19 protein-coding genes are annotated in these 24,345 nt (G+C 59.0%); 5 read left to right on the forward strand and 14 right to left on the reverse strand.

Going from position 1 to position 24,345, the window contains the following annotated elements; all coding sequences use genetic code 11:
• Positions 1 to 290: 290 nt before the first annotated feature.
• The 8 genes from ABXH26_RS15655 to ABXH26_RS15690 all read right to left on the reverse strand — a co-directional run bounded on the left by ABXH26_RS15655 (position 291) and on the right by ABXH26_RS15690 (position 9,921).
• Entirely contained in the window at positions 291 to 1,256 is a 966-nt protein-coding gene (locus tag ABXH26_RS15655; RefSeq protein ID WP_353568032.1) for an IS30 family transposase, read from the reverse strand.
• Between the two features lie 114 nt (positions 1,257 to 1,370).
• Positions 1,371 to 4,463: an efflux RND transporter permease subunit gene (locus ABXH26_RS15660; RefSeq protein ID WP_353568033.1), complete on the reverse strand. Its 3,093-nt coding sequence runs from the start codon at positions 4,461 to 4,463 to the stop codon at positions 1,371 to 1,373.
• Between the two features lie 57 nt (positions 4,464 to 4,520).
• Positions 4,521 to 6,086, reverse strand: a complete 1,566-nt coding sequence (locus tag ABXH26_RS15665; RefSeq protein WP_353568034.1) for an efflux RND transporter periplasmic adaptor subunit — start codon at positions 6,084 to 6,086, stop codon at positions 4,521 to 4,523.
• A 12-nt stretch (positions 6,087 to 6,098) separates the two neighbouring features.
• Positions 6,099 to 7,457: a TolC family protein gene (locus ABXH26_RS15670; protein ID WP_353568035.1), complete on the reverse strand. Its 1,359-nt coding sequence runs from the start codon at positions 7,455 to 7,457 to the stop codon at positions 6,099 to 6,101.
• A gap of 91 nt (positions 7,458 to 7,548) precedes the next feature.
• Positions 7,549 to 7,938 (reverse strand): hypothetical protein, encoded by a 390-nt coding sequence (locus tag ABXH26_RS15675; RefSeq protein ID WP_353568036.1) that lies wholly within the window; start codon positions 7,936 to 7,938, stop codon positions 7,549 to 7,551.
• Positions 7,939 to 8,327: 389 nt separating this feature from the next.
• Positions 8,328 to 8,630 (reverse strand): hypothetical protein, encoded by a 303-nt coding sequence (locus tag ABXH26_RS15680; protein ID WP_353568037.1) that lies wholly within the window; start codon positions 8,628 to 8,630, stop codon positions 8,328 to 8,330.
• 65 nt (positions 8,631 to 8,695) lie between these two features.
• Positions 8,696 to 9,559, reverse strand: coding sequence for a hypothetical protein (locus ABXH26_RS15685; RefSeq protein ID WP_353568038.1), 864 nt, complete (start codon positions 9,557 to 9,559; stop codon positions 8,696 to 8,698).
• A 50-nt stretch (positions 9,560 to 9,609) separates the two neighbouring features.
• Entirely contained in the window at positions 9,610 to 9,921 is a 312-nt protein-coding gene (locus ABXH26_RS15690) for a hypothetical protein (RefSeq protein ID WP_353568039.1), read from the reverse strand.
• A 136-nt stretch (positions 9,922 to 10,057) separates the two neighbouring features.
• Here ABXH26_RS15690 and ABXH26_RS15695 point away from each other — a divergent pair, with 136 nt between their 5' ends.
• Positions 10,058 to 10,948 carry a hypothetical protein gene (locus ABXH26_RS15695; RefSeq protein ID WP_353568040.1) on the forward strand — a complete coding sequence of 297 codons (891 nt, stop codon included), beginning with the start codon at positions 10,058 to 10,060 and terminating at the stop codon, positions 10,946 to 10,948.
• The gene (locus ABXH26_RS15700) at positions 10,941 to 11,957 is read left to right on the forward strand and encodes a tyrosine-type recombinase/integrase (protein WP_434783433.1); all 1,017 of its coding nucleotides are present in this window, start codon (positions 10,941 to 10,943) and stop codon (positions 11,955 to 11,957) included. Before ABXH26_RS15695 ends, ABXH26_RS15700 begins: the two co-directional genes overlap by 8 nt.
• Here ABXH26_RS15700 and ABXH26_RS15705 read toward each other — a convergent pair.
• From ABXH26_RS15705 to ABXH26_RS15730, 6 genes are all read right to left on the reverse strand, one after another.
• Positions 11,954 to 12,544 (reverse strand): hypothetical protein, encoded by a 591-nt coding sequence (locus ABXH26_RS15705; RefSeq protein ID WP_353568041.1) that lies wholly within the window; start codon positions 12,542 to 12,544, stop codon positions 11,954 to 11,956. The two genes, ABXH26_RS15700 and ABXH26_RS15705, sit on opposite strands and share 4 nt — an antisense overlap.
• A 109-nt stretch (positions 12,545 to 12,653) precedes the next feature.
• Positions 12,654 to 13,136, reverse strand: a complete 483-nt coding sequence (locus ABXH26_RS15710) for a DUF4259 domain-containing protein (protein WP_353568042.1) — start codon at positions 13,134 to 13,136, stop codon at positions 12,654 to 12,656.
• A 192-nt stretch (positions 13,137 to 13,328) separates the two neighbouring features.
• Positions 13,329 to 13,802: a DMP19 family protein gene (locus ABXH26_RS15715; protein WP_353568043.1), complete on the reverse strand. Its 474-nt coding sequence runs from the start codon at positions 13,800 to 13,802 to the stop codon at positions 13,329 to 13,331.
• Between the two features lie 5 nt (positions 13,803 to 13,807).
• On the reverse strand, positions 13,808 to 20,107 hold the full coding sequence (locus ABXH26_RS15720; RefSeq protein ID WP_353568044.1) for an RHS repeat-associated core domain-containing protein: 6,300 nt from the start codon (positions 20,105 to 20,107) through the stop codon (positions 13,808 to 13,810).
• An 8-nt stretch (positions 20,108 to 20,115) separates the two neighbouring features.
• Complete coding sequence (locus tag ABXH26_RS15725; protein WP_353568045.1) at positions 20,116 to 20,784, reverse strand: hypothetical protein; 669 nt, start codon at positions 20,782 to 20,784, stop codon at positions 20,116 to 20,118.
• Positions 20,781 to 21,722, reverse strand: coding sequence for a hypothetical protein (locus ABXH26_RS15730; RefSeq protein WP_353568046.1), 942 nt, complete (start codon positions 21,720 to 21,722; stop codon positions 20,781 to 20,783). The genes ABXH26_RS15725 and ABXH26_RS15730 overlap by 4 nt, the downstream gene beginning before the upstream one ends.
• Positions 21,723 to 21,885: 163 nt before the next feature.
• Here ABXH26_RS15730 and ABXH26_RS15735 point away from each other — a divergent pair, with 163 nt between their 5' ends.
• The 3 genes from ABXH26_RS15735 (at position 21,886) to ABXH26_RS15745 (ending at position 24,307) form a co-directional block, all read left to right on the forward strand.
• Positions 21,886 to 22,176 (forward strand): helix-turn-helix domain-containing protein, encoded by a 291-nt coding sequence (locus ABXH26_RS15735; protein ID WP_353568047.1) that lies wholly within the window; start codon positions 21,886 to 21,888, stop codon positions 22,174 to 22,176.
• 261 nt (positions 22,177 to 22,437) lie between these two features.
• Positions 22,438 to 22,710 (forward strand): helix-turn-helix domain-containing protein, encoded by a 273-nt coding sequence (locus ABXH26_RS15740; protein ID WP_353568048.1) that lies wholly within the window; start codon positions 22,438 to 22,440, stop codon positions 22,708 to 22,710.
• 751 nt (positions 22,711 to 23,461) lie between these two features.
• Entirely contained in the window at positions 23,462 to 24,307 is an 846-nt protein-coding gene (locus tag ABXH26_RS15745; RefSeq protein ID WP_353568049.1) for a DUF932 domain-containing protein, read from the forward strand.
• Positions 24,308 to 24,345: the final 38 nt, after the last annotated feature.

The raw sequence follows: 24,345 nt of genomic DNA on the forward strand, positions 1-24,345 counted from the left end.
ACTTCACTCTGTCCGAGGTGGACAGCGTCCTACTTGGAAATCCTTTGCTTGGATGGCCCACTCGATGGGTGCCGCTCCTCGATGGTTCGGTGGAACACGAGGTGGTGGCAAAACCGAAGGTTAGGATGCCGACTGTGGTGGCGATTGTTGCGAGGTATGGTTTCATGGGTTGTTGGTTGTTGGTTTGCTGTGGTTGTCAATCCGCCTGTGACGGAGAATCCTCCGTGGTTGGATTGAAGAGTTTCGTTCAGGTTTTGATAGTAGGAGAAAGTCCGATTCAGGGGGCGGATTCAAGCGGCCAGCGCAATCGGGGGTGGCGAGTTGAAGATGTCATGAGGGGTTTTGAAGTCGAGGCATTTGCGGGGCCGTCGGTTGAGCTTCGTCTCGACTGCGGCGATTTGCTCCTCGGTGATCATGGAGAAGTCGGTTCCCTTCGGGAAATACTGGCGGATGAGACCATTGGTGTTCTCGTTCAGGCCGCGTTCCCACGAGTGGTAGGGATGGGCGAAATAGGCGTCGGCTTCGAGAAGTTCGGCGAGGAGCTCGTGCAGGGCGAACTCCTTGCCGTTGTCGTAGGTCTGGGTGAGCACTTTCTCGCGGATATCCCTCATCGCGGAAAGGATCGCGGCGCCCACGGCGACGGCTTCCTTCGAGGTGGCAAGCCGCATCAGGGTGTAGCGGCTGACCCGCTCGACCATGGTGACAAGCACCGGTCCACCGGGCTTTCCGATCACCGTGTCCATCTCCCAGTCACCGATCCGGGTGCGCTCATCGACGATCTTCGGACGCTCGTCGATCATCACCTGATTCTTGAGCCGACCCCTGCTTTCCCGCTCCGAACCCCGCTTGCGGTAGGATTTGCAGCGGTGGCGGAGGTGGGCGTGAAGGTCTCCGCCTTGCTCCTTGTCGCGGTAGATGTGCTGATAGATCGTCTCATGGCTAAGCGAGCCGTAGCCCTCCAACTCCATCCAGGCGCTGATCTGTTCGGGGCTCCATTGCTCCTCCCGCAGCTTGGTCTCGGCAATCGCAAGCAAGGCGGTGTCCACGGGCTTACCGCCACCCATCAGGCTGCAGGCATGGCGATCCGCGGCAACGCAGCAATACCTTGTGGCCTCCCCGAGACGCCGCAGCTCCCGACTCACCGTGGAGGGATGCTTACCGATCACCTCGGCGATCTCTTTCTGTTCGGAACCGTTGCGGTTCATGGCTTCGATCGTGTAGCGTTGCTCACGGGTCAGGCGGCTGTAAGTCGGCATTTCGGTTCGGCTTGGTCGTTGAACCAGAAGCCTCTTACAGCCCCTGGCCTCCTGCCAACCCTGCCGATTGCGCTGGCCGCTTGAATCCGCCGGGTTATTCCAAGGGCCCGAGTTTCATTGTGCTATTTTCCTGCGATCCACCATCAGGTAGAGGATTGGAAGAACGACGAGAGTCAGGGCGGTCGAGGTGATGACACCGCCGATGACGACCGTGGCGAGCGGCTTTTGAACTTCCGAACCGACGCCGGTGGAGATGGCCATTGGCAGGAAGCCGATCGCATCGGTGATGGCGGTGGCCAGCACCGGGCGGAGACGTTCGGTGGCGGCGTGTTTGACCGCGGTCACCGCGTCGGTGGCGTCCTGAAGATTTGAGCGAATCGCTTCGATGAGAATCTGGCCGTTGAGAACGGCGATGCCGAAGAGGGCGATGAATCCGATGGCCGCGCTGACGCTGAATGGAATATCCCGGAACCACAGTGAAAGGACACCGCCGACCAATGCGAATGGAATCCCCAGATAAATCAGGGCCACATCCTTGAAGTTCCGCAGGCTGAGATAGAGCAGGACGAAGACGAGGATCATGGTCAGCGGGACCACGAGCGAAAGGCGGATGCGGGCGCGTTCGAGATTCTCGAACTGGCCGCCCCACTCGATGACATAGCCCTCCGGGAGATCGACCTTTTCGGCGATCTTGCGCTTGGCTTCCTCGACGAAGGAAACCACATCGCGGCCATCGACATTACTCTGGACGCGGATCAGGCGGCGACCCCATTCGCGGTTGATCGTGGCGGCACCGGGAGCCTCGACAATATCGGCGACTTCGGAGAGCGGGACGCGGATGCCGGCGGCCGTGGGAATGACCAGATTTCGAACCGCTTCAATGCTGGTGCGGTATTCCTCCGGCAGGACGATCGCGAGCGGGAACTGGCGTTGTCCTTCGTAGATCTCGCCGACGCGGAGCACTCCGATGGCCTCGATGTATGGCAAGATTTCAGAGGCCGAAACTCCGAGGCGGGCCATTTTCTCAGGGCGCAGCTCAATCCTAAGACCGGGCTGGCCGCTGATCTGGTCGGTGGAAACGTCAGCTTGGCCGTCGATGTCGACGAGCACTTTCTGGATTTCATCACTGAGGTGCGTGAGCGTCTCGAAGCTGTCGCCATAGATCAGGATCCCGACATCGGAACGTACTCCGGATTCCATTTCATTCAGCCGCATCTCGATGGGTTGGGTGAAGAGGATGTTCACGCCGGGAAGGGTGGAAACGGTCTCCTGCATCTCGGCGACAAGTTCGTCCTGGGTTCCGGCACGGGTCCACTGGTCTCGTGGAGTGAGTGAAAGGAAAATATCGGTGAGTTCCGTACCCATCGGATCGGTTGCGATTTCGGCGGTGCCGATGCGGCTCCAGACGTGACGGATCTCGTCGGGGAACTTCTCCTTGAGCAGCTGCTCGATACGAGAGTTGTAGTCGGTGGAGGTATCGAGCGAGGTTCCGGCAAGTCGGATAGTGTTGGCGGTGATCGCACCCTCGCTGAGCCGTGGGATAAACTCGCCGCCAAGTCGTGTGGCGACGATGCCGGTAATGACGAGTAGTGCGAGGACCACGGCGAGTACTGCCCACCGCACCTTCAGGACCATTCCGAGAATGGCCGAGTAGCCGCCGGTGAGATTGCGCGATAGCCAACCCTCCCGGTCCTTGAATTTTCGGGGAAGGAAGAGATGGCCGAGGACCGGCGAGATGATGATCGCGATGATCAGCGCGCCGAGCAGGGCGAGGATGAAGGTCATGGCCATGGGCCGGAACATTTTCCCTTCGGTCCCTTCGAGGGTGAGGATCGGCAGGAAGACCACGGCAATGATGCCCATGCCGAAAAGAATCGGGCGGGCAACGGAGCGGCTGGATTCGAGAATGCAATCGAAGCGCTCGGCGATGGTGAGTTTCCGTCCGGCTTGGCGCGTTCGATCAGCGAGCCCGCGCAAGTTGGCTTCCGTCATGACCACCGACCCATCGACGATGAGGCCGAAGTCGATGGCACCGAGACTGAGAAGGCTGGCGGTGATGGCGAAATAGTTCATGCCCAGCACTGCGAAGAGCATGGCAAGCGGGATACAGACGGCGACCAGCAGGCCGGCACGGACGTTTCCCAGGAGAACGAGAAGAGTGAGGGTGACGAGAACCGCGCCGCCGACGAGATTGTGGGTCACGGTATCGAGCACCGAATCGGTCAACTCGGTGCGGTCGTAAACCACCTGGACTTCCACTCCGTCCGGGAGCGACGGGCGGATTTCCTCCAGGCGAACCTTGAGTGCCTGGGTAACTTCCTGGGCGTTTTCACCCATCAGCATGAAGGCGAGACCTAGAACGACTTCGCCTTGGCCATCGGCGGTGACTGCGCCACGGCGTAGCTCGCTGCCGATGCGGACTTCGGCAATGTCCGAAACACGGACCGGGGTGCCCGCGCTGGAGGCGACTTCGATTCTTTCGATCTCCGGAATGGAAGTGACCCGTCCGATTCCGTGGACCAGCAGATCCTGGCCGTTCACGGTGAGCCGACCTCCGCCCACGTTGCGGTTGTTCTTTTCCAGAGCTTCGACGACATCGCCAAGCGAAAGGTTGAATTTCACCAGCAGCTCCGGATCGACGACAACGTGGTATTGCTTTTCGAGGCCTCCCCATGAGTTCACCTCGGCGACGCCGGGAACCTTCCGAAGCTCCGGCTTGATGATCCAGTCGTGGATGGTGCGGAGTTGTTCGAGATTGCGGCTGCCATCGCTGCTGCGGATGACGTAGTGGAAAATCTCCCCCAATCCGGTCGAGATCGGTCCCATTTGCGGTGTCCCGACGCCATCCGGCAGTTCGACCGTAAGGAGCCTTTCGGAAATATACTGGCGGGCGGTGGTGATTTCCGTGTCGTCATCGAAAGTGGCGACAACCTGGGAGAGTCCAAATTTGGAAACCGAGCGGACGCTGGCGAGGCCGGGAAGACCGGAAATTTCCAGCTCCACGGGTAAGGTGATTTGTTGTTCGATCTCCTCGCCATTGAGGGATGGGGCGACCGTATTGATCTGAACCTGGATCGGGGTGGTATCCGGAAAGGCATCAACGGGGACACGCGATCCGGCCCATATCCCGGCGACCGCGATCAGGGCGGTGAAAAGGAAGACCAGCAGGCGGTTGGCGAGACAGAAGCGGATGAGATGCGTGAACATGGATGCGGAACCGGGTGGGAAGGCGGAAACAAGACGAAGCGAACGGGATGGCGGCGATCAGTCATCGACGCAGCCGGCGCCAAGCAGGGATTTGAGGAACTCGGAGCGCAGGATGTAGCTGCCTTGGCTGACGATCTGATCGCCCGGAGCGAGTCCGCTACGGATCGCGGTCAGTTGGTCCGAAGCAGCGCCCTGAGTCGGCTCGACTCTGGTTGCGGCGTAGAGAGCGGGCTCCACTCGAACGAAAACGAAAGGCACGCCATCAATAGTCTGAATCGCGCCGGTGGGAACCGCGAGCGAAGAACTGGCCTCACCGAGCTGGATGCGGGCTTCACCATACAGCCCTTTTCTCAGGGCCGTCGGAGGAGCATTGACCACGGCGCGGGCCTGGATGCGGCGGGTTTTTTCGTCAATCGCGCTGGCCACCCAGACGAGTTCGCCAGTGATGACCGTGTCCGGAAGGTCGGCAAAAATCGCGCTGACTTCCATGCCGGGAGCGAGGCCGGCCGCGTCGCGAGCGGGGATCGAAAGCTCGAGCCACATGGTCGAGAGGTCGGCGAGAACGAAGATTGCATCACCGGGTTCGATCCGTTCGCCGACGGCGACATCGCGATCCACGATGGTTCCGGCGAATGGTGCCTTCAGGGTGAGCAGCGAGGTCGGGCGGCCATCGGAGGCGAGCAAGTCGATTTCGTTCTCACTCAGGCCAAGGTTGAGCAAGCGCTGGCGGGCGGCGGAAAGATCGACATCGGCGACTTCCGCAGCGGCTTCGGCGGATTCGAGATCGGCGGCAGCGGAGATGCGCTTGTCCGCGAGCTGGCGCTCGCGGCTGACCTGGAGCCCGGCCAGGTTCTTCGCCGCAGCAGCTGCGAGGAACCGGCTCTTCATTTCCGCGAACTCCGGCGAATGGACCGTGCCGAGAGTGTCTCCGGCGGCAACCGTCTGACCGGGGACGACCGCGATGTCGCGGACGATGCCCTCGACCAGAGGAGTGATCTTCGCGACCTGGTTCTGGTTGTAATCGACCGTCGCGTATGCCTCGACAGCGGGTCGGGCGGTGGTCGTTTCCGGATTGGAAACTTCGACCCCGACCTTTTCCATCGACTCGGCGGATGCGACCCGGATTTTGAGACTTTCGCCTGGCTTGAGGCCAGCCGCTAGATCGGGATGGCAGATGGCACATTCTCTTTCGGCGACGCCATGCTCCTTGCACATGAGGACGTCGGCGGGTGCCGAGGGGGCTGCGGCACCGGCGTCCTTCCCCTTGAGTTCGGGGTGGCATAGATAGCATTCGTCCTCGTAAACACCGTGCTCGGTGCAGAAGAGCCGCTTGGGGTCCTTGAGTTCGGGATGGCAGAGGAAGCAGCGGTCCTCGTAGCGGTCGTGTTCCTTGCACCAGAGACGACCGGGGTCTCGTTTCGACGAGTCGCAAATGAAGCAGCCCTCTCCGGTCGGGCAATCGGCCACAGCGTGGACTTCGATCTCCCCACCGGGGGATTCCTCACTCGCTTCGGAGGCCTCCGACTTGATGGCGGATTCTTTCTTCTCGGCACTGCACGCGGCGAGAAAAGCGGTGAGAATGCCGAGGCCGATGACCTGGCTCAGTTTCGGTATCGATTTCATGGCTTGTTGGTTTCAGTTGGTGGTGAGGGTTTTCAGGGAATTGTGGGCTCGAAGTAGATCGGCCAGGGCGCGGGCTTGGCCACGCTCGACCTCGAAGAGGGTTTCACGGGCATCCAGCACTTCGAGAAGGGAAGCTTTGCCGGCTGAGTATGCTTCGCGGGTATCATCCAGACCTTGCCGGGCTGCGTTGATGGTTCGCGAATCGAACTCGCTGGCGCGGCTCCGGGCTGCACGGAGATCAGCGGATAGCCTTGCAAGCCGGGTGCGAAGTTCGCTTTCGGTGGACCGGCCTTCGGCATTGGCGCGGTCGAGACGCTCCTTCGCAGCTTGGATGTTTCCCTGATTCCGATCGAAGATCGGGAGGGGGACCCGGACGCCGACAACCGCCGCGGTTTCATCTGCATCCCGAAGCTGGCGGACCCCGCCGCCGACCTCGACATCAGAATATCGCTTTGCCTTCTCGAGATCATAGGTCGCTTGGGCGCGGGCAAAACGCAGTGCTGCGGCACGCATCGCAGGATGGCGTTTGATTGCCGCCTCGGGGTTCGATGGGACGCTGCCTCCGGGCGCGCTCAGCGATCCGGCGGCGGTAACGTCGGCCGCTCCACCTCCCCAGGTTTGGCTCAGTTCGGCGGCGGCATTGCTTTCCGCCGACCGGGATTCGGCGAGGAGTTCCTTCGCTTCGGAGACCGCCAACGTCGCCTTGCCGACATCGATACGGGTGCTCTTCCCTGCCTCAAGTAGTGCGTCGAGAGTGCCGCGATTTTCCTCGGCCCGAGCTAGGTTCTGTTCACTGAACTCCCGGACCTGCCGGGCTTCGAGGAGGGTCGTGAATGCCCGGTCGGTGGCAATTCTGATTTCACGTTCATCACTGGCGATCTCGGCTCTCAGTGCTTCGGCTTCGAGCGCGGCGACGAGGGAACGCTTGGATCTTTTACCTCCGAGTTCGAGTTTTTGGGAAAGTGCGGCCGTGATTTCCGCTCCATTGAAACCGCGGCTCCCGCCGTTTCCTGCGAAGTTCTCCACATCGAACCCCAGTTCGGGATTTGGCGGCAAACCGGCTTGAACGATTTCAGCTTCAAGGGCGCGGAGTTCGGCCCGTTGGGACTGGAGTGACGGACTGTAGGTCAGTGCGTGGCGGATGGCTTGTTCACGGCCCACTGACCCTTGCAAAACCGGTGCGGATGCGAAATTGCTCGGGAACTTCGATTGCCCGAAATCCGGCGAACCACCGAGCATCCCGGATGGGTCGTCCGTGGCGCACGAGGCTAGAAAGATCGGAAAGAGGAGAAAAATTGAATGACGAGGGTGCATGAAATGAAAACAGTGGAAGTGGCGAGACGCAGTCACGGCAGGAAGGCCATGGAACATGGACCGCCGGGAAATCGCGGTTCACAAGCATCGCGCAACGCTCAAGGGCGGGCGGATGGCAATACGGCAGGTCCGGAAAGGGACCAGTGCTTCAAAGGCGCAGAACGACGCCCGTCATCAGGTCTTTCCTCAGTCGGAAAGCCGGGTCGGGATCGTCGAGGGTGGGCAGCCGCTTGGTCGCTTGGCTTTCGGACAGGATGGAGTCTTCCGCGTCAAAAAGGGTTGCGAATTCAAAAGGAAGGATGATGCAAGGTTGCGACGGAACCTTTACCGAATCGGCGAGAACTGGATCGAGTCTGAGCTCGTGCTCCTCGCAATCGTCGTCATTGCACGGGCAGTGGCAGGGGGTGCCGTGGTCGTCCCCGTGGGCGAAGATCGCCGGTTCGCAGAAGTAGCTGCCGCCCGATTGGTCGAAACATACGCTGCGTCCCTGGCTGCAAAACAGCAGGAGGACGAGCAGGATGTGGATCGCGGCCTTCACAGTGACTTGGAATTCAAGTAGCCTCGCAGGCTCGCGTCGTCAACGCTCAAGATCATTTGGACCCCAGCATGCAGTTGAATAACCGAGGAGGCGTCTGGCAAGGCATCCGTTACCTCGAAAAGCTCACGATCACGTCCGGACCCCGACGACCAGGCGGCACCCGGACTCGTGGCGGCATTGGCCGCGAACCTACCCGCCGCCGGCGACGCGGAATCGAAGCCGCCCAGGACACCGAGCAAAGTCGCCTATCAGTGCGAGGAATGCCGGGTGAAGGTGTGGGGCAAGCCGGACCTGTCACTGATTTGCGGCGACTGCCACGGTATCGACGGGCAGATCCCGCATCTCGCTCCGGTGTCTAGTTACTAGGAACGACGTAGTTAGAGGGCGAGTCAGGACGCGGCCTTGGTATGCGGACTCCAGAGCTTGATGATTTCAGCTTGTTCTTCGTGCTCTTTCGGAAGGTGCTCATGCTTGGAATCCAAGATCACGGCGTCGCCAGCCTTTGGCAGCTTCTGGAGTTCATAGTGAATATCCGTCTGGCGGGCGTGGGCATCACAGACTTTGATCGACGCGACCAATTGCCTGCGACCGACAGGGGTTGTTTCCGGTGAAGAGTACCGGGCCGGATCATAGGATTCTCCAAATTGAGCGAGGTAGTCCTCGCGTTTCTCGCGGGCAAGATTGTGTGACATGGCCGGAACTATCGGGAAACGCGAGGTGGAGCGCAATCGGGCATTTTCATGAATCGGATGCGCCGCTACGGCGTGTTTTGGTTCCTTCGCCACAAGATCCAACGGAGGGTTTCCGGTATGGACGCCGAGATGATGTCGGCCCCCAGCTCCAAGGAGATTGAGTAGTCGCGTTCTTCGAGCTGCTTTTCCGCAACCTGCTTCTGGATGTCCTCTCGGATCATGCGTTCCCACCCGTGGAAACGCTTCGACCAGTGGATGGCACTTGAGACCGCTTCGGCCGAAGTTCCGTCCGACGCTTGGCCGCCTCCTGGGGAAAGGATGATCCTTCCACTCTTAAGGGTGACGGCTGAATTGATCTGGTTTTCGCGATATAGGCGGACATCCTGCGAGCTTTTGGGTGTGTTGGAGATCGAAAGGGCATCAATGGTGAACGGATCCAGCAATGCCGGCCACGCGGCATCCATGATTTCCAGTAGATCCAGTTCGAACCAAGACGAGTGATCAAACACACCCAGCTCATAGAAATCGTCCCTCGTTACCACAGCGAAGAGGAGTTCCCTCGTCCTTTCAATATAGCCTGATCCTTCGAAATTCGCTCCCAGATGGAAATGGAGGATTCCGAAATCGTTCAGCATGGCATCCTCGTAAATCTGGCGGTCGATCCGCTTCGATTGCCAAGGCCACAGCGGCTTGCCGGTTCTTACCGCGTCCTCAAGCTGCGCAAGACCAGGTTGCAACGGGGAAGGACACGAGAGCACCGCCGCTCGATGAACCTGCCGCGTTCGCATCTCGACGAGACGCCTTTGCCAACTGATCCATCTGACGATGCATTCCCGGTCATCGAGGGAGGTCGAGTCGAAGCCGTTGGCGGCGAAACCGGCGCGGATCGAGGCGACCCATTGAGCGTGCAGGTTACAGGTGACGAGCATCGTGAAATCAGTGGTGGTAAGTTGCTAAATCTGGGACAAAGAGGCCGACTTCAATGCCGGCTGCCCGGAAGGTCGATGGGATCCAGGGAGTAATGGGAATTTCCGAACTCGAGGACGATGATCGAGGAATACATGCAGAAGGGTCTTGCGATTTCCCTGACCTGATCATGGGTCGCCTCGACGCTCTCTTGAGCGGGAAACCGCCATTCACCAGGCAGCAAGGTCGAATAGACCCCGTCGTCGCTTTCGATGACGTCAATGGCACCGACCGACCGCATGGCGTCCGAAAACTCCTCGGCGCGGCCATCGTCGCCTTCCGCGTCGTGCAGAACTACCCGGACATGATGATATTCACTGTTCACGGCAACTTCGTATCACGCCCCGATCCGAATGCCCCACCCTTCTCGATCTAATTTTTTGCGCAACATAACGTCCTTTATGTTTGACAAAAAAGGATCGGTTTCGGAGCCTCTACCAAGCCTCAGAGTCCTTCGACCAATGACCACTCCCACGCTCAGGAACCCCGCCCACTTCAAGATCCGCGGCGCCGACGCGCTCCTCGCCCGCCACGGCAATCTGTTCGTGGGGGTCGGCTACGCCGTCCTCGACAACGCCCAGGCCGAAACGCTGTTCGAGCGCGGCGACGAGCAGATCGAGGCTCACGCCGCCGAACAAGGTTACGACGGCGATTGGATCAGTCCGGACGAAGTCCGCGAGCTGCGCGCGCGCGAGGACCGGCTTCTCACCTGCAAGCCTGGCGAATATCCATGGGACGACTGGCAGCGCGACGCGCTCGCCGCCGGGGTTTCCGATGAACTCGCCAACCTCGGCCGAGCCCTGATGCGCGAGGCCCACCAGCATGTCTGGTGCGAGGAGCTGCGTTTCGAGTGCGGAGCCGGCCACGAGGACAGCGCCAAGGGCATGATCTTCCAAGCCATGGAACAGCCAGATTGGGCGAGGTCGCGCTGGAACTGGCTCCTCGCCACCGACGGTCTGTGCTCCGACCCCTGGACCCGGTCCGAGGCCTCGCCCGGCGACCTTGAATGGACTCCACTGCGCCATCAGTGGGAGGACGAGAATTTTCCGCTCGATGACTGCGCCGGCGACGCCGCGCTTCGCCGCGATGCCTACCGCTTCCTGGAAGAATTTTTTGAACTGGACCAGCTTGCGATCATCAGTCTGACCGACGAGGCATTCAGCTGGCACAAGGAGCGTGTGACCTACTACGCCGAGTTCACGGTGCTGTGGTCCCCACCGGGAGGCAGGTTCCAGCCGCGGATCAAGCACCGGGGGGTGATCCAGAACCGGCGGGATCCTGCCGTCACCACCACTTTCGACACCTTCGTGTTCAAGCACGTCGAGGAGGGGGAACAGTTTGGCGATGAGTGATCCCCTTGCCCACCGCAAGGTCCACGCGCTTCCTCCTGCAGGGACCTTGTCCCTGGCACCGGAAGCGTGGCCGGCTCTCATGATCCGGGCCGGGGCATCGGCCCAGGAGCGTTTTTTGGAGTTCTTCGCGGCGACGATCCGGAACCCGAACACGCGCGCAGCCTACTTCCGCGCCGTTTGCCGGTTTTTCAAATGGGCGGACGAGCGGCACCTCGAGCTCGAGGAGATCCGGCCGGTCCACGTGGCCGCCTACGTCGAGATGTTCGGCAATGAGGAACAGGAGGATGGAAGCAAATTTTCCCCGCCAACGATCAAGCAGCATCTCGCCGGGATCAAGATGCTGTTCGACTACCTGGTCACCGGCCAGATCGTGCCCTTCAACCCGGCGGCGGCCGTGCGCGGCCCTCGCTACTCGACCAAGCGAGGAAAGACGCCGGTGCTAACTGCGGAGGAGGCCAAGGAGCTGATTAACAGCATCGACGTTTCCAATGTGATCGGCCTCCGCGATCGCGCCCTGATCGGGCTGATGTTATATTCGTTTTCTCGCGTGTCGGCCGTGGTTGGAATGCGGGTAACCGATGTCTTCATGCAGGGCAAGCGGACGTGGATCCGCCTGGCCGAGAAAGGCGGGAAGAATCATGAGGTTCCCGTCCATCACATCGCCGAGGAGTATCTGGATGCCTACCTTGAGGCAGCGGGGTTTCAGAAGTCGCCCAACAGCCCGCTGTGGCGCACCACCCGCGGCCGCAGCCAGCAGCTCACTGCCAAGGGCATGAGCCGGGTGGACGCCTACTGCATGATCCGTCGCCGTGCAGCGAAGGCCGGGATCGATGCGGCGGTGTGCAATCACACCTTCCGGGCTACGGGGATCACGGTGTTCCTGGAGAACGGCGGAGCGATCGAAACGGCCGCGCAGATCGCGGCGCACGAGTCGCCCCGAACGACGAAGCTCTACGATCGGCGCGCGGACAAGATCGCCTTGGAGGAGATCGAGCGGATCAAACTTTAACGACGACGCCGAAAAAGGCTGAGCATTCCCAGCCCTCCCAAAAAACAAAAAGAGGGTTCTGGAATTGCCACGATGCCGGGGGTCTCAACCAAGAACCAGCTAGAACCAAAACTTGGGTCGTAATCCACGGTCTCCCATGAGGAATATCCTCCTCCCCTTCTTCCTTCTCCACCTTGGAAACGATCGCCCTCAATGATTGCTAGTCGATCAGGGGTGATCGCGGACTGTTCAACTATCCAACGGAAGAACTCCGGGTTGATTCGCTCCACCGACTGTTGAATGACGCCGAGCGAGATCGACACAATCCGAGACTCATCCGAAGGCAGGCTGGACAGCCAGGTAGCAGCGTCCAACGGATCGGTGTTGGCAATCGAAGAGCTGATACCGTTACCGACATTTTCGTACAGCGTGAGAGATTCCAAGGCAACTCCACCATTCCCGACAATGTAAGGCAGAAGGCCTGGGGCGCTTTCCGTGCCGCTGCTTCCGTAAACGGTGGCAGCGTGTGAACTGCCGATGGATGCCATCGTCACCGCGAAAGCCAAGGCGGGGCTGAAGGGCTTGAGAACGGGGAGGAGAAATCGCATGCGTGGGACGATCATGAGAGCCCGGAGGGAATTATCCAAGCATCTTCTCCGGTGGCGGACTCCCTGTTGAGAATTTGCCCCCGGAGTGCCACGCTCATGAGCTAGCACCCTAGGTGCTAATCTGGATCAAGCGCTTTTTTTTCAGTTTCAAAAGTCGTTTCAGGAGATCATCAATGCCAGAAAGCCATTGTCTGCTTTCGTGGGATTCGTCAAAGAGAATCCGGGTCTCCGATTTATTCCGAATGAAAGTGAGCGCTCGGTGAGCGCGAACTGCATGCTTTTTACGATAATCGCCTCTGTTTGCATTCACCCATAAGGAGGTGGATTTTGGTAAATCAAGGCTAGGATGTCCCCCAAGCGCCGCAACAACTTCTCCGGCGACGTGGACTATGGAGCCTTGGGCAAAGAATAAGATCAGCCCCTTGAAAATACGAGTTTTGCGGACTGGAAAGAGCAGCCAAGAGGCGTTGCGAAGAAAAATTGCGCGAGAGAGGGCACGATTAACCTTTCCGACACCTTTTGTTTCCTCCAGCTCTGCTAGCCAATCAAGAGAATCGTCATTCGAGAATGCATCATGACCCCAAGTCCCCATATTTTATGTGGTGGTTCTCTAAGAGCTAGAATTGGGAGCGTTGGTGTAAAGTCGAAGAAGTGAAAATAAATCCATATCTGAGAGTGTCGACCAATTGCTTCGTATTATCAGTCGTCAGAGGTTGCTTCCCGCTAAGCGCACTACTCATGTAGTGCGCGAAATTTCGAATAGCTCTGATCATCTTAGGGAAGATTAATTAGAATCACTTATTGTTCTTAGAAATTCTTCAAGCTTTAGTAAAGGCTCGTCTCCGAGACTGTAGTATTCTTTATCGAGATCATCCAATGGAATAACTATATCGTCATTCTGAAAAATACTTCTTAGCGTGCGCTTTCTAAGCGCCTTCCTGAATTCTTCGAATGGCATGTCCAGCGGCTTTACCAAGCCCAAGGCTCGCTCTAATATCGTGGCGGCGTCAAATGCCTTAATTTGTTTGAGTAGATGAATGGTTTCCTTTGCGAATTGCCCGTATGAATTTGAGAAATATTGGTGGAGTCCTCCGTTCTCAACTTGGTTATGAAAAACCATGATCACGTAAGTCGCCTTATCGGGTTCTCCAAGATCCGAAATGTATTTATACCATTTGCTCGAATTTGGGTCAGAAAGCCATTCTTCTTCGATCTTAGAGGCGACAGCTTGGTATCTTCCGTCGATTAGGGTAAACATTGTTGTCAAGGTGTTGCAATCTTCTGGAAGGCGGAAGGGTACATGGACTTATTCAAATCGATAAGAGTTTTTAACTGCGTATTTGGGATGTCGGGATAAACTCTGCGAAGCTCTCTTATATCGCGGGCAACTACTTGTCTCGCACTGGTGAATCCAGTCGTGGTTCTTGAGACCACTCCAGATCCAACTGTGTGACCTAATGACGGAACAAGGATCGATGGAGCTGTGTAAGCATTGTATCCTGGTATGAGTTTTGACATCACCGCTTTTTGACCGACGTGATGGGCGTCGAGTCCAGTCGCAGCTCCTTTCCTTAGGACGTTGTACGCACCCACTTCATATTTGCCGAGGGTAGCTGCGTTATCAACCCATCGGGCGCCGATGAGACTTAAACTCGCGTAGCTGGCCGCACCTCCGCCGATGAGTTTCGCTCCCATCGCGAAGTCCCCGATGCCGGGGATGGCACTGGCGAGGTTCATCGCCGCATCCACGTAGTTGCCCCGGCCGATGCTGATGCCCGCGTTCACGACATCGAAGACCGCTCCGAAGACCGGCGTCATGCCGAGGAAGCTCAGGACCGTTTGCACGGAATCCAGCACGCTCTCGATGCCAAGGCCCATCGGATCGACCATGCCGATCGGGTTGCCTCCGGCGTAGCCGTACCAGTTCATGCCCTCCTGGGCCGGATCGGCATTCAGGAACCGGCCGAGTTGCGGATGGTAATACCGCGCCCGCATGTAGAGCAGGCCGTTGCCGTCGGTCTGGTTGCCGAAGAATCCGGTGAAGAGGAATGGCGTGTCGTGCGGGGTGCCGCCGAGATTGGCCCGGTGGTTGATTTGACCCCACGGCGTGTAGCCGATCCGCTCGATCACCTTTCCGGTGTCGTCGGAGAGGGCGATGGTGCTGCCCGTCGCGTCGTGGTGGTAGCTGACGGTGGTGGCACTGCCACCGCTGCCGTTGACTTCGTAGAGGAGACCGAGGCCCCACACGTAGCGGGTGCTCACCCCGTTCTTTGTCCGGACGAGCAGCTTGGAAAGCCTTGAGCTGACATCGGTGACGAAGGTGGTTGTGTCGGCTCCGTTGACCATGCCGACGCGCTGGCCGTCGGCATCATACGTGTAGGTGGTGCCGAGAGCTGAGACGAGCCGGTTGCGGGTGTCGTACGAATAGCTGGCGAGGGAGGAACCATCCGGGGCAGGCCCGGTGGTCATGTTCCCGTCCGCATCGTGGATGATGGTCTGGCCGCCCCAGGTCGCGAGCTGGTTGTCGGCATTGTAGGTCATCGCCAACATCGCGGGCGGGTCGTTACCGCTGGTGCGCTTGGCTGGCAGCGTATAGCGCCAGGCCATTTCGTCGCTGGGATAGAAGCCGTACTTGTGGACGAAGATCAGCTTCATGTCCGGGCCGTACTCCTCGATCACATCGGGTCGTCCGGCGGCATCGTATTTCACTTCTCGGATGGTGCCGTTGTCGCGCTGGACTTTCGCGAGGCGACCGTCCTTGTTCCAGAAGTAGGAAGTGGTGCGCGGGCTGGAGGTGGAATCGAGCTTGTCGATCACATCCTTGAGCTGGCCGCTCTGCCACCAGGTGTATTCCACATGACCCGTGCCGCTTTCGCTCCCGCCGGGGTAGATGATCTTCCAGAGCTTGCCGCTCGGGTAATAGCGGTAGCCAATGGTTTGGCTGTTCTCGTCGGTGCGGGACTTGAGACGATCCTGCCGGTCATAGGTCCGGGTGGTGGTCTTCGTTCCCGGCGTGCCGGTGCGGGTTTCCGTGGTGGTGAGGAGGTTCCCGTTGTTGTCGTACGCGGTGTGGCTGATGGTGCCAACGCCATCGGTCACGCCGGTGAGACGGCCCGAGGTGGGATCATACGTGAAATTTGAAACTTGCCCCGAAGGTTCGGTGAATTTCTTCACCGTACCCCGGTGACTGTATTCCGTGACCTGGGCGCGGCTGGCAGCAGCGTCCAAGGGGGTGATGACATGGGTCCTCCGGCCGAGGCCGTCATAGCGGAACTCCCACACGTTGGTCTTGCGGTTGGTGTAGAAACGCGGGTTGCCCCTGCGGTCCTGGACTTCATTCACGGAAAGATTGTCCGCCGTCGTGGTCACGGTCCGGGGATAGCCGGAGGGCGCCACGTCATAGACGATCGAGCTGCTGCGCGTTCCGCTGGAACCGGGAACCACGCCGCCGGTCGGGCGGCCGTCGCCATCCTGCAACTGGATCTTCTCACGGCTGAGGGGAATCGTGGTCTTCCACGGCTGGCCGTTGGCCTGTGGGGTGAAGATCGTCAGACGGGACGCCGGGTCGAGGCTCTGGCTCTGCCAGTCGCGACCGTCATAGGCGATTTCCGTGTACGGATCGTTCGGGCCTTCGCCGTCGTTGTCGCTGGTGCGGACGAAACGCTGTTTCTCCGTGGGCGAGTATTCGTACCGTGTCGCGAACCGCTGACCTCCGTTGTCGGCCGCCTCGGTCTTGCGTTCGAGAAGCCCCTGGTTGTTGTAGGCGAAATCCTCGACCGATTCGTTCGCGCCGCCGTCGTCGGAGGTGATCTTCGTAACCTGGCGACGCGCATTGTACTCGTAAGAAGTGACGACGAGATTGGGGTCGGTGGTGTCCAGGAGATCGCCCCGGGCAGTGTACGTGTACTGGGTCTGGAATCCCCCGGGAGCCTTGATCCAGTCCGGATGACCGTAAGAATCGTATTCGTACTCGGTGAGAAGGTTGTCGTTGTCGGTGACTTTCCAGACCCGTCCGATGGCCGCACCGGAGGTTTTGTATTGGTAGCTGGTGGTCCCTTCGGGGTCGATGATCTGATCGGGACGGGCTTTCGTGTTGCCCGAATTGTAGACGTAATCGGTTTCTTTCAGGTCGGGATCGATCACCAGATCGAGGCGATCGAGGGAGTCATAAAACATCTGGGTCGAACCACCGCCCCGCGGGTGGTCAATTTGGGTGAGGTTGTGGCGGGCGTCGTAGTGATAGATCGTGGTCTCACCGGAGCCGGTGGTCTTTTCCACGATCTGATCCTGCCCATCGTACGCCCAGGACTCGGTGACGCCGCTGGGATCACGTTTGCCGATCGAGCGCCCCCGCTCATCGTAGAAATACGTCGTGACGCCTCCTTCGGGGTTTTCCTCGGTGTTTTCCGTGCCGGTGTAGCGGAGCTTCCAGGTCTTGTTGGTGTCACCATGCAGGAACTGTTCGGTGACGCGACCCAATGGATCATAGACGTTTTGGGTGATGGCATTCCCATCATGATTCCGCATCCGGACAATCCGGTGGTCGGCGGCGACGGTGCCGCCGGGATCACCCGGGACCTCATAGTCGAAATAGTAGAACTTTCCTTCCGGATCGGTCACCCGATCGAGGTTTCCTTCCCCGTCGAACCGGAAGCCCACCGAGCGGGTCGCTCCGGTGTTCGTCGAATCCGTGATGCTCGTGATCCGGGTGCCGGTGTAACCGAAGGTGTATCGGCGACCGTAGCAGTCCTGGACGTAATTGATCCGGTCATCGTTGTGGTAAACGAAGGTCATTTCCTTACCGTCCGGATCGGCGATCTTCTGGATGCGCTGCGATTCGTCGTCCGAGGATTGGGTGTCCTGGAAAAACATCGTGTTCCCGTGGCGCTGTGAAACCCGGATGTTGTTGGAGACGATCTCCAAGGACATCGTGGAGCCGGCGGGAGGCTGATAGGTCCCGTCCGGTTGTTTGATGAATTGGACGGTGTTACCCCCGATCGTCACCGAAACGGCATTGTTGTTCAACTGGTCGAGATACCAACCGACGATCAATGCCGTGGTTCCCCACTCCTGGACCGATGCGTCAGAGCGGTACAGATCCGACGCAACCATCATCGAGGTCAGGAAGGAGGCTGCTTGCTGGACCGTGCCCAAACCAAGGGATTCTTCCGATGCCGTGCGCTTGGCCGCACGGATGTGGAGCGAGTGGCTCCAGCCGTAGCCAATGTTCTGGCGTTCCTCCGTCGCCCTGGCGCTGGAGTAGTTCCGGGTGAATCCGAGGCCACGGGGTGCAGCCTCGATACCCGTTTCCATGTCCGTGTGCGAATACTCGAACGAGCCCGTAGCCATGTTCACCGGATCGGATCCGAAGAAGCTCGGCGTACTGAAACTCGGAGGAACGTAGGACGACGAATAGCTGTAGGACGGAGTGTAGGAATAGGTGGGGTTGTAATAGCTACCCGTGTAGATCGGCGGGGAACTGACGTAGTTGTTTCCACCACCACCCCAATAGGAATAACCGCCACTGTAGCCGCCGCTGATGATCATCCCGGCTTCGTCGTCCTTGCGGATCACCCAACCGGAACCAATCCAGTTGCCGTTATTGCCGTTTGGGAGTTTCGGTCTTACCGAATAGCTCCGGGGAAGGAGCAATTTCGTCTCGGGAGCGTAGTTCGCATGGGATGGATTGAAGTAGTTCGCGAAATCGTCCAGCTTGGCGGCTGGATATCCTCCCGAATTGAGCTGGGCACGAACCGCGGTCCAATTCCCGGCATGGGCAAGATAGATGCGTTTGTTCGTGTTATTTGTTATAGCATTTGCCGTACGAATGATGTTCACCGTCGAAACGGCCGAAGTGCCGGGCTGCATCTGCTCGATGATCCCATGCTCCATTGCGCTCGCGTACAACGAGCCCAAATGGAAAACATTGTCCATTCTACCGGTGCTGAGATCACCGTCGTCAGGTCTCATGTAGGTTCGTTGCAGACCCACATCAACATAGAATCCCTGCTCCTGGCCCATCCTGCCGAAGCGGTGGATAGAGCACCCCACCATGTCGTTTTTGGCCGCAAGAATACTTTCGGCAAGATGGGTTTGATACAGCCAGGTGGCCCCCATGATGTTCAGGAGCTCGGTCCTGACTTCGCGTGAGTCGTCCGCCTTGCCGTCTGCCTTGTAGGACGCGAGCTGTTCGTAGCGCTTTTGGAGGAGCTTTCCTGACGGGGAAAATCCATAGAGGATTGCGTAAGCGAAGTTATTGTTCTTCTGATACACCTTGGATTCCGACATGTTTCCCTGTCCGCCGGGATGACTGGCGGTGAGAGTCATGTTGAATTGCGCAGCGGAAATTGAAGCGGTGGCTACAGGATCCGCGTCGTCGAGACGGAGTTCGACAGTGTTCCCGCTGAAGGTCAGGGAGACTTTCCGACCTTTCAGGTCGGCCATGTTCTCGGTGTGATCCATCGAGCCCGCCTGGAAGCGGATCTTGCTCTTGTAGTTGTCCGGGATGAAAGTCTCGTCGATGTTCGTTCCGAACCAGACGCGGGGAAGGGGAAACGCATCGTTCAGGCTGGTGATGTCGTGTTTGATGATCCGGCGCCCTCCCACTAGCTCCCGTACGCTCAGACCCGGGTAATTCTCCGCGATCTCATCCAACAGGTCATGGGTGAGGTTCGCCATGAAACTGCGGATCGCGGCATCATCGAGACCTTGGGCATAGTCGACATTGGTTCCGCCTCCGGCGGCCGCGATGATATCGTCGCGAACGTACCCGGCCGCAGCGAGCAGATCGAGGCTCGGAATCTTCTCATAGGTCTTGTATGAAGGATCGAGTTCGTAACGGGTTCCTCCGACGTTCACGCTCAAGCTCATCCGGTCCCAAACCACCGTGGCCTTGGTTGGAAAATCCGGATACCAGACAGCAGCCCCTCCCACGGAGGATCTAGATCCCCCACTTGCGATTGCTGATCCGCAGAAGGTCGCTTGTTTTGCGACGAGATCCCCCACTCCATTGTCCTGTCCTGAATGATAGTCGTCGGTGATATTTCTACCGTACGCTTGAAAATAGGTTTTTCCTGGGAACGGCTCTGCCGCAAATCCAATCCAATCCTTAAAATCGGAGAAGCTGATCCTTTGCCCGCGGATCAAATATCGGATATCGGTATATCCCGCTGCCCTGAGCAAATCCGCAAGCAGTTCGCATTGATCGAAGTCATTGCCGCTTCCTTCGAGGAGGGTCAGAACGGAGCCTTTCCGCAGACCGAAATAATGGTCATAATCGATCTCGTTCCGGACGTAGTTGAAGATCCTGACAGGATCGTTGCCGAGCGTTTCGGCAAGTTCGACGATCTCAGCTTCCACTGCCGCCGGTACGCTCAAGGACATTGCCTGCATCGGAGGATCTTCAGGATTCTCTAGCGGCACCTCATCCTCCGGGCCGATTGCAGGAGGCGCGGAGTCCTCCATTTCCACCAGGCTCCACAAGGGATTTTCAGGTTCATCGGCACTGACGGAGCCCAGGCAAAGCGCCGCCATGATCAGAGAGGAGAAAAGTCGGAGAAGCATGGGATCTATCAGTTGGAGGATTCAAGGTTGCCCTCGATATCGAAGACGTAGGCGACGCCATCGGCTCCGGTAAGGCGGCCCATCACGTCATAAGTATAGTTCGAGCGACTGTCCGAATCGCCGGTTAGGTCCCAAGTGGGATCGTTGCCGGCCTGAATTTCGAACACGTCCCGGATACCGTTTCCGTTGGCGTCATCGTCGCCGCCCTCGGTCCCGGCCAGGCTATTGCTGAACCAGAACCGCTCGATGGCGTCATGGATGCCGTCGGAGTCGGTGTCTTCCCAGGCCAGCGGCTCGAATGGATCGAGACCCATGAGCACCTTGATCAGGCTGCCGATGCCATCATGGGCGAAATCCTCAAGTTCGGGATCGGTGGTTGGTTCGTCGGTGTATTGAAGGCGGAAGAAATACTTTGCTGATCCCTCGACATCGACACCGACGCCCTTCGGGCCGTCCGAGAACTCGATCAGTGGGAACCATTCCCAGCCCACGAGGTCGGTGCTGCCCTGCGGGAAGTAGGATCGGCCCGCAACACCCGCCCAATCGGCATTCCAGGTTCCGGCGGTTCCTTCGGTGAAGGAAACCTGCGGTTGTTCGGGCGGATCGGCCAGTGCGGTGCCGAGAAGCGATACGGCAAACAGGGCGACGAGGAGTAGGAGTGGCGTTGGGGATTTCATCGGGCTTGCTCCTGTGAGATTTGGGTGGGGGTGCGGCGCCAGACGCGGATCGTCACGTCCTTGGGCTTGGGAGGATTGGCGAGGAGGAAGGCCTTGCGCTCCACCCGTGCTTGCTCGCGGGCGAGGTGCTGAGCCTTGATCGTGTCGCCTGACAGGCGGAACAGGTCGTGGATTTGCTCCAGCGTGGCGTAGGCCGGGCTGGCGGCGTCGCCCTCGACCAGTACGAAAGATGGACCGGCCGTTGCCAGATCGGGAAGCTCTGGAATCTCCGGTTCCTGATATTCGCGGCCCGCGTGGGTTGCGGCCAGGCGTCGCATGTTCTCGATGTAGATCGGGCTGATACCCATGAGCAGGCCGAAATCCTGATAGGTTCCGTCGTCGAGATTGAGTCGGTAGCCGCCCTGGCCGCAGAGGTGGAGAAGGTTCAGGTTGGTCCACGCAACGACTTCATTCCCCGTTTGCCCGTTTGGATAGATTCTCAACAACGTGCGGCATTCCGGGGAATCCTTCGTCTCCATGTACACGGACGAGGAAACGAAAATTAGCTCGGTTCCACGGTAGGTTTCCCGCAATTCCTCCATGCGGGCGATCACCGCGGGATCGTCCGGCGGCAACGCCGGAAGAGGCGGAGGCGGATCCGGGAGGCCCGGATCCGCCACCTTCTGGATGGTCACCTTGATCTTTCCTTCCACGGGTGGCAGGTCCGGCATTTCGGGCGTTTCCTGGACATACACCTCCTTTGTGCGTGAGGTCAGCACATCGAACTGGATCGGCACCGGATCTACAGCCGGGACTTCACGGTTCTCTTCCTCCTGTACGATTGGAGGAGGGAGCTGGACGTCCCATTTTGTTATGATGTCGGCATCCTGAGCCGACAAAGTCGCGATCAATACTGGCGGGATGAAGTAGAGCGCGGATAGAGTCGAAGGAAATTTCATGGGGGTTCTATGTTAGAAATGGCACGGAGAACCAGTGAGAAGCGCATGCTTTTTGTGGATAAATGAGCAGTCGGTCAAGGAATCCTGCAATTTTTGCGTTTGATCGAACGACCTAAATATCGAACCCGCACTATGTCCTGCGAGCCCGCCACGATGGCGGGCCATGGATGCGGAAGAATGGGCCGAAGAATTGAAAAAAGCGCTGCCGGTCGAATTGACCAAGCTGAGGGAGGCCCGTGGCCTGTCCAAAAATGAGCTTTCGGCACGAACCGGACTCGCACGGTCTTTCATCACGTACCTGGAACAAGGTCGAGCAACGCCTTCCATCGAGAGCTTCGGGCGATTGGCCTTCGCTCTTGGTCTTTCACCAGGCGAAATCCTCAAGCGAGCAGAAAAGCGAATCGACCCGATCCCTCGTTTCCGCAAGGATGCCCGTCGGTATTTCGGCGAATAGGCATTAGAAAAAATCGAGGACGCGCCCCCGAAGAACCGGGGGATGAGGGCGCGCCCTCTTCGGGGGACATGCTTAGCGGAAGCCGACTTCGATCGTGAACACCCCTCGCTGAGTCGCGGTTGGCCGGCAATGCAGCGATAGGGAATAATGTGGGGTAAGATCACGGCATCTGGCTGATTCGCTGCTAAGTTAGGGTGAGGATTATAGCCAACAAGCCAAAAAAATCTCTTTTGTGACGGTAGCGAATTTCAGAATGCCGGAATGTCCCTGCGTTCCGGAAAATCACTGCCCAAGGATTTTTCTTCGGGTGATCCGGATGAGGAGCACCTGAGGAGGATAGTGTCTGCTCTCAAGAAGGAACGGCTCAGAAATGGGCTGACTCTGAGAAAATTGAGTGCGGAGATGGGGGTGGATTTCACCCATGTGTCGCGATCGGAAAGAGGTTTGTCCCAGCCTGGCTTGGTGATTTTGATGCGTTGGTGTCGGGCGTTGAATTTAGAAATCGAATCGCTTATTCGAGATACAAGGGCATGATTTTTGGCGGGGGAGAGGTCTCTCCGCCCCGCGCCTACTTCGTGCGGCGCTCCCCTCTCTCCTAGGGGCTGCTTGCCCCTAAAACCCCGAGTGAGCGGCCGTCGGCCGGGCGGATTTCGTCTTCGGAAAGTCAGGCTCCGCACCCGGCACCCCGCATCCACCGGCCTCCCCATCGGATCGGGAATCCGGCATAAACCGCCGGTCCCGCGAACGGGCCGCGGCGTCCCCAGGGCGGCCGAGCCGCCGGGGGACTTTATTCCGTTCCCCGTCCCGATCCGCCGCCCTCCTCCCCTCCCCTGCCATCAGCTTGCACGCTGGCGCGTGGGGATTGCCACCGCCCCGCGGCAGGCAAGGACAAGTTCCCTCCCGTTGGTCGGTCGCTCCGGTCCTCGCTGTCCTCCCTTCCGCGCTCGGTCCTGTAGGCGGCTCTCCTGGCGGAGTTCGTCAAGGTTGTGCTCCCGATGTCGCCTCCACCTGGACGAAACGCCCCCTATTCTCCCTCGCTTGTGCAGGTCCGGGCAGCTCCGGCCTCCGTCCTTGCCATCCGCTCCGATGGGCGGCGGCCCGTTCTTCACGCGATTGATTTCGCTCGAACGAAAAACGCTTTTTGCGTTTTGTAGTTCGTTCGTAATCAATGTATTGCGTGTTTTCTCTCTTGCCGTTGGTGCAGGTTAAACGTATCTTCTCTCCATCGGTCGGGGGCGCCAAACCCCGCCGATTCACAGACTGAAACCAAACTCCCACTTAGCAAATGAGACACCAGTACAAGACCCTCGGTGGCTATGGCGATAGCCTTCACCGCCCGCTCGAAATCGACGAACTCCGGGGCTTCGCACCCTCGATCTTCGCCGAGAATCCACACGACCGGACTTCCTCCCGGTATTCATTCCTCCCGACTTCCTCCATTCTTACCGGCATGGCGGATCAGGGATGGGTGCCAGTGGCCGCGCAGGAGCAGCTTGTGCGCGACGAGTCCCGCGCCGGATTCCAGAAGCACATGCTCCGTTTCGCCCACCGCGACGACCTCCAGAGTCCCGGTGCCGAGCGCCCCGAAATCGTGATCGTGAACAGCCACGACCGTTCCAGCGCCTACCAGCTTCACGCGGGCATCTTCCGCTTCATGTGCCTGAACGGGCTTGTCGTGTGCGATGAGACTTTCAAGCGCATCAGCATCACTCACCTGAATTTCGATCCCTCGAAGGTGATCGAGGCATCCGTGGAAATCGCCGACGGCATTCCGGCGATCATGGACGGGTTGCAGGAAATGAAGGCCCTCACCCTCACCGATGGGGAGCGCGAGGCCTTCGCCGAGTCCGCCGCCATCCTCCGGTATGGCAGCCTCGAGTCCGCTCCCGTGCGTCCGTTCAAGCTGCTTGAGCCGAAGCGCTACGAGGACAGCGGCAAGGATGCGTGGCGCACCTTCAACACGGTGCAGGAAAACTGCGTGCGTGGCGGCCAGAAGGATTACGCGAAGCGCAAGGCGGATGGAAAGGGGATGCCCAAGAGCCGGGCCGTGACCGGCATCGATGGCAATGTGGCGCTCAACAAGGCCCTCTGGCACCTGGCCGGAAGGATGGCGGAGCTGAAACAAGGCTGAGGTTTCCCGGGAGGGGGGAAGCGGGCAACCGCTCCCCC

Origin of the sequence: Haloferula sargassicola, from assembly GCF_040362925.1 — a bacterium.
GTDB classification, from domain to species: domain Bacteria; phylum Verrucomicrobiota; class Verrucomicrobiia; order Verrucomicrobiales; family Akkermansiaceae; genus Haloferula; species Haloferula sargassicola.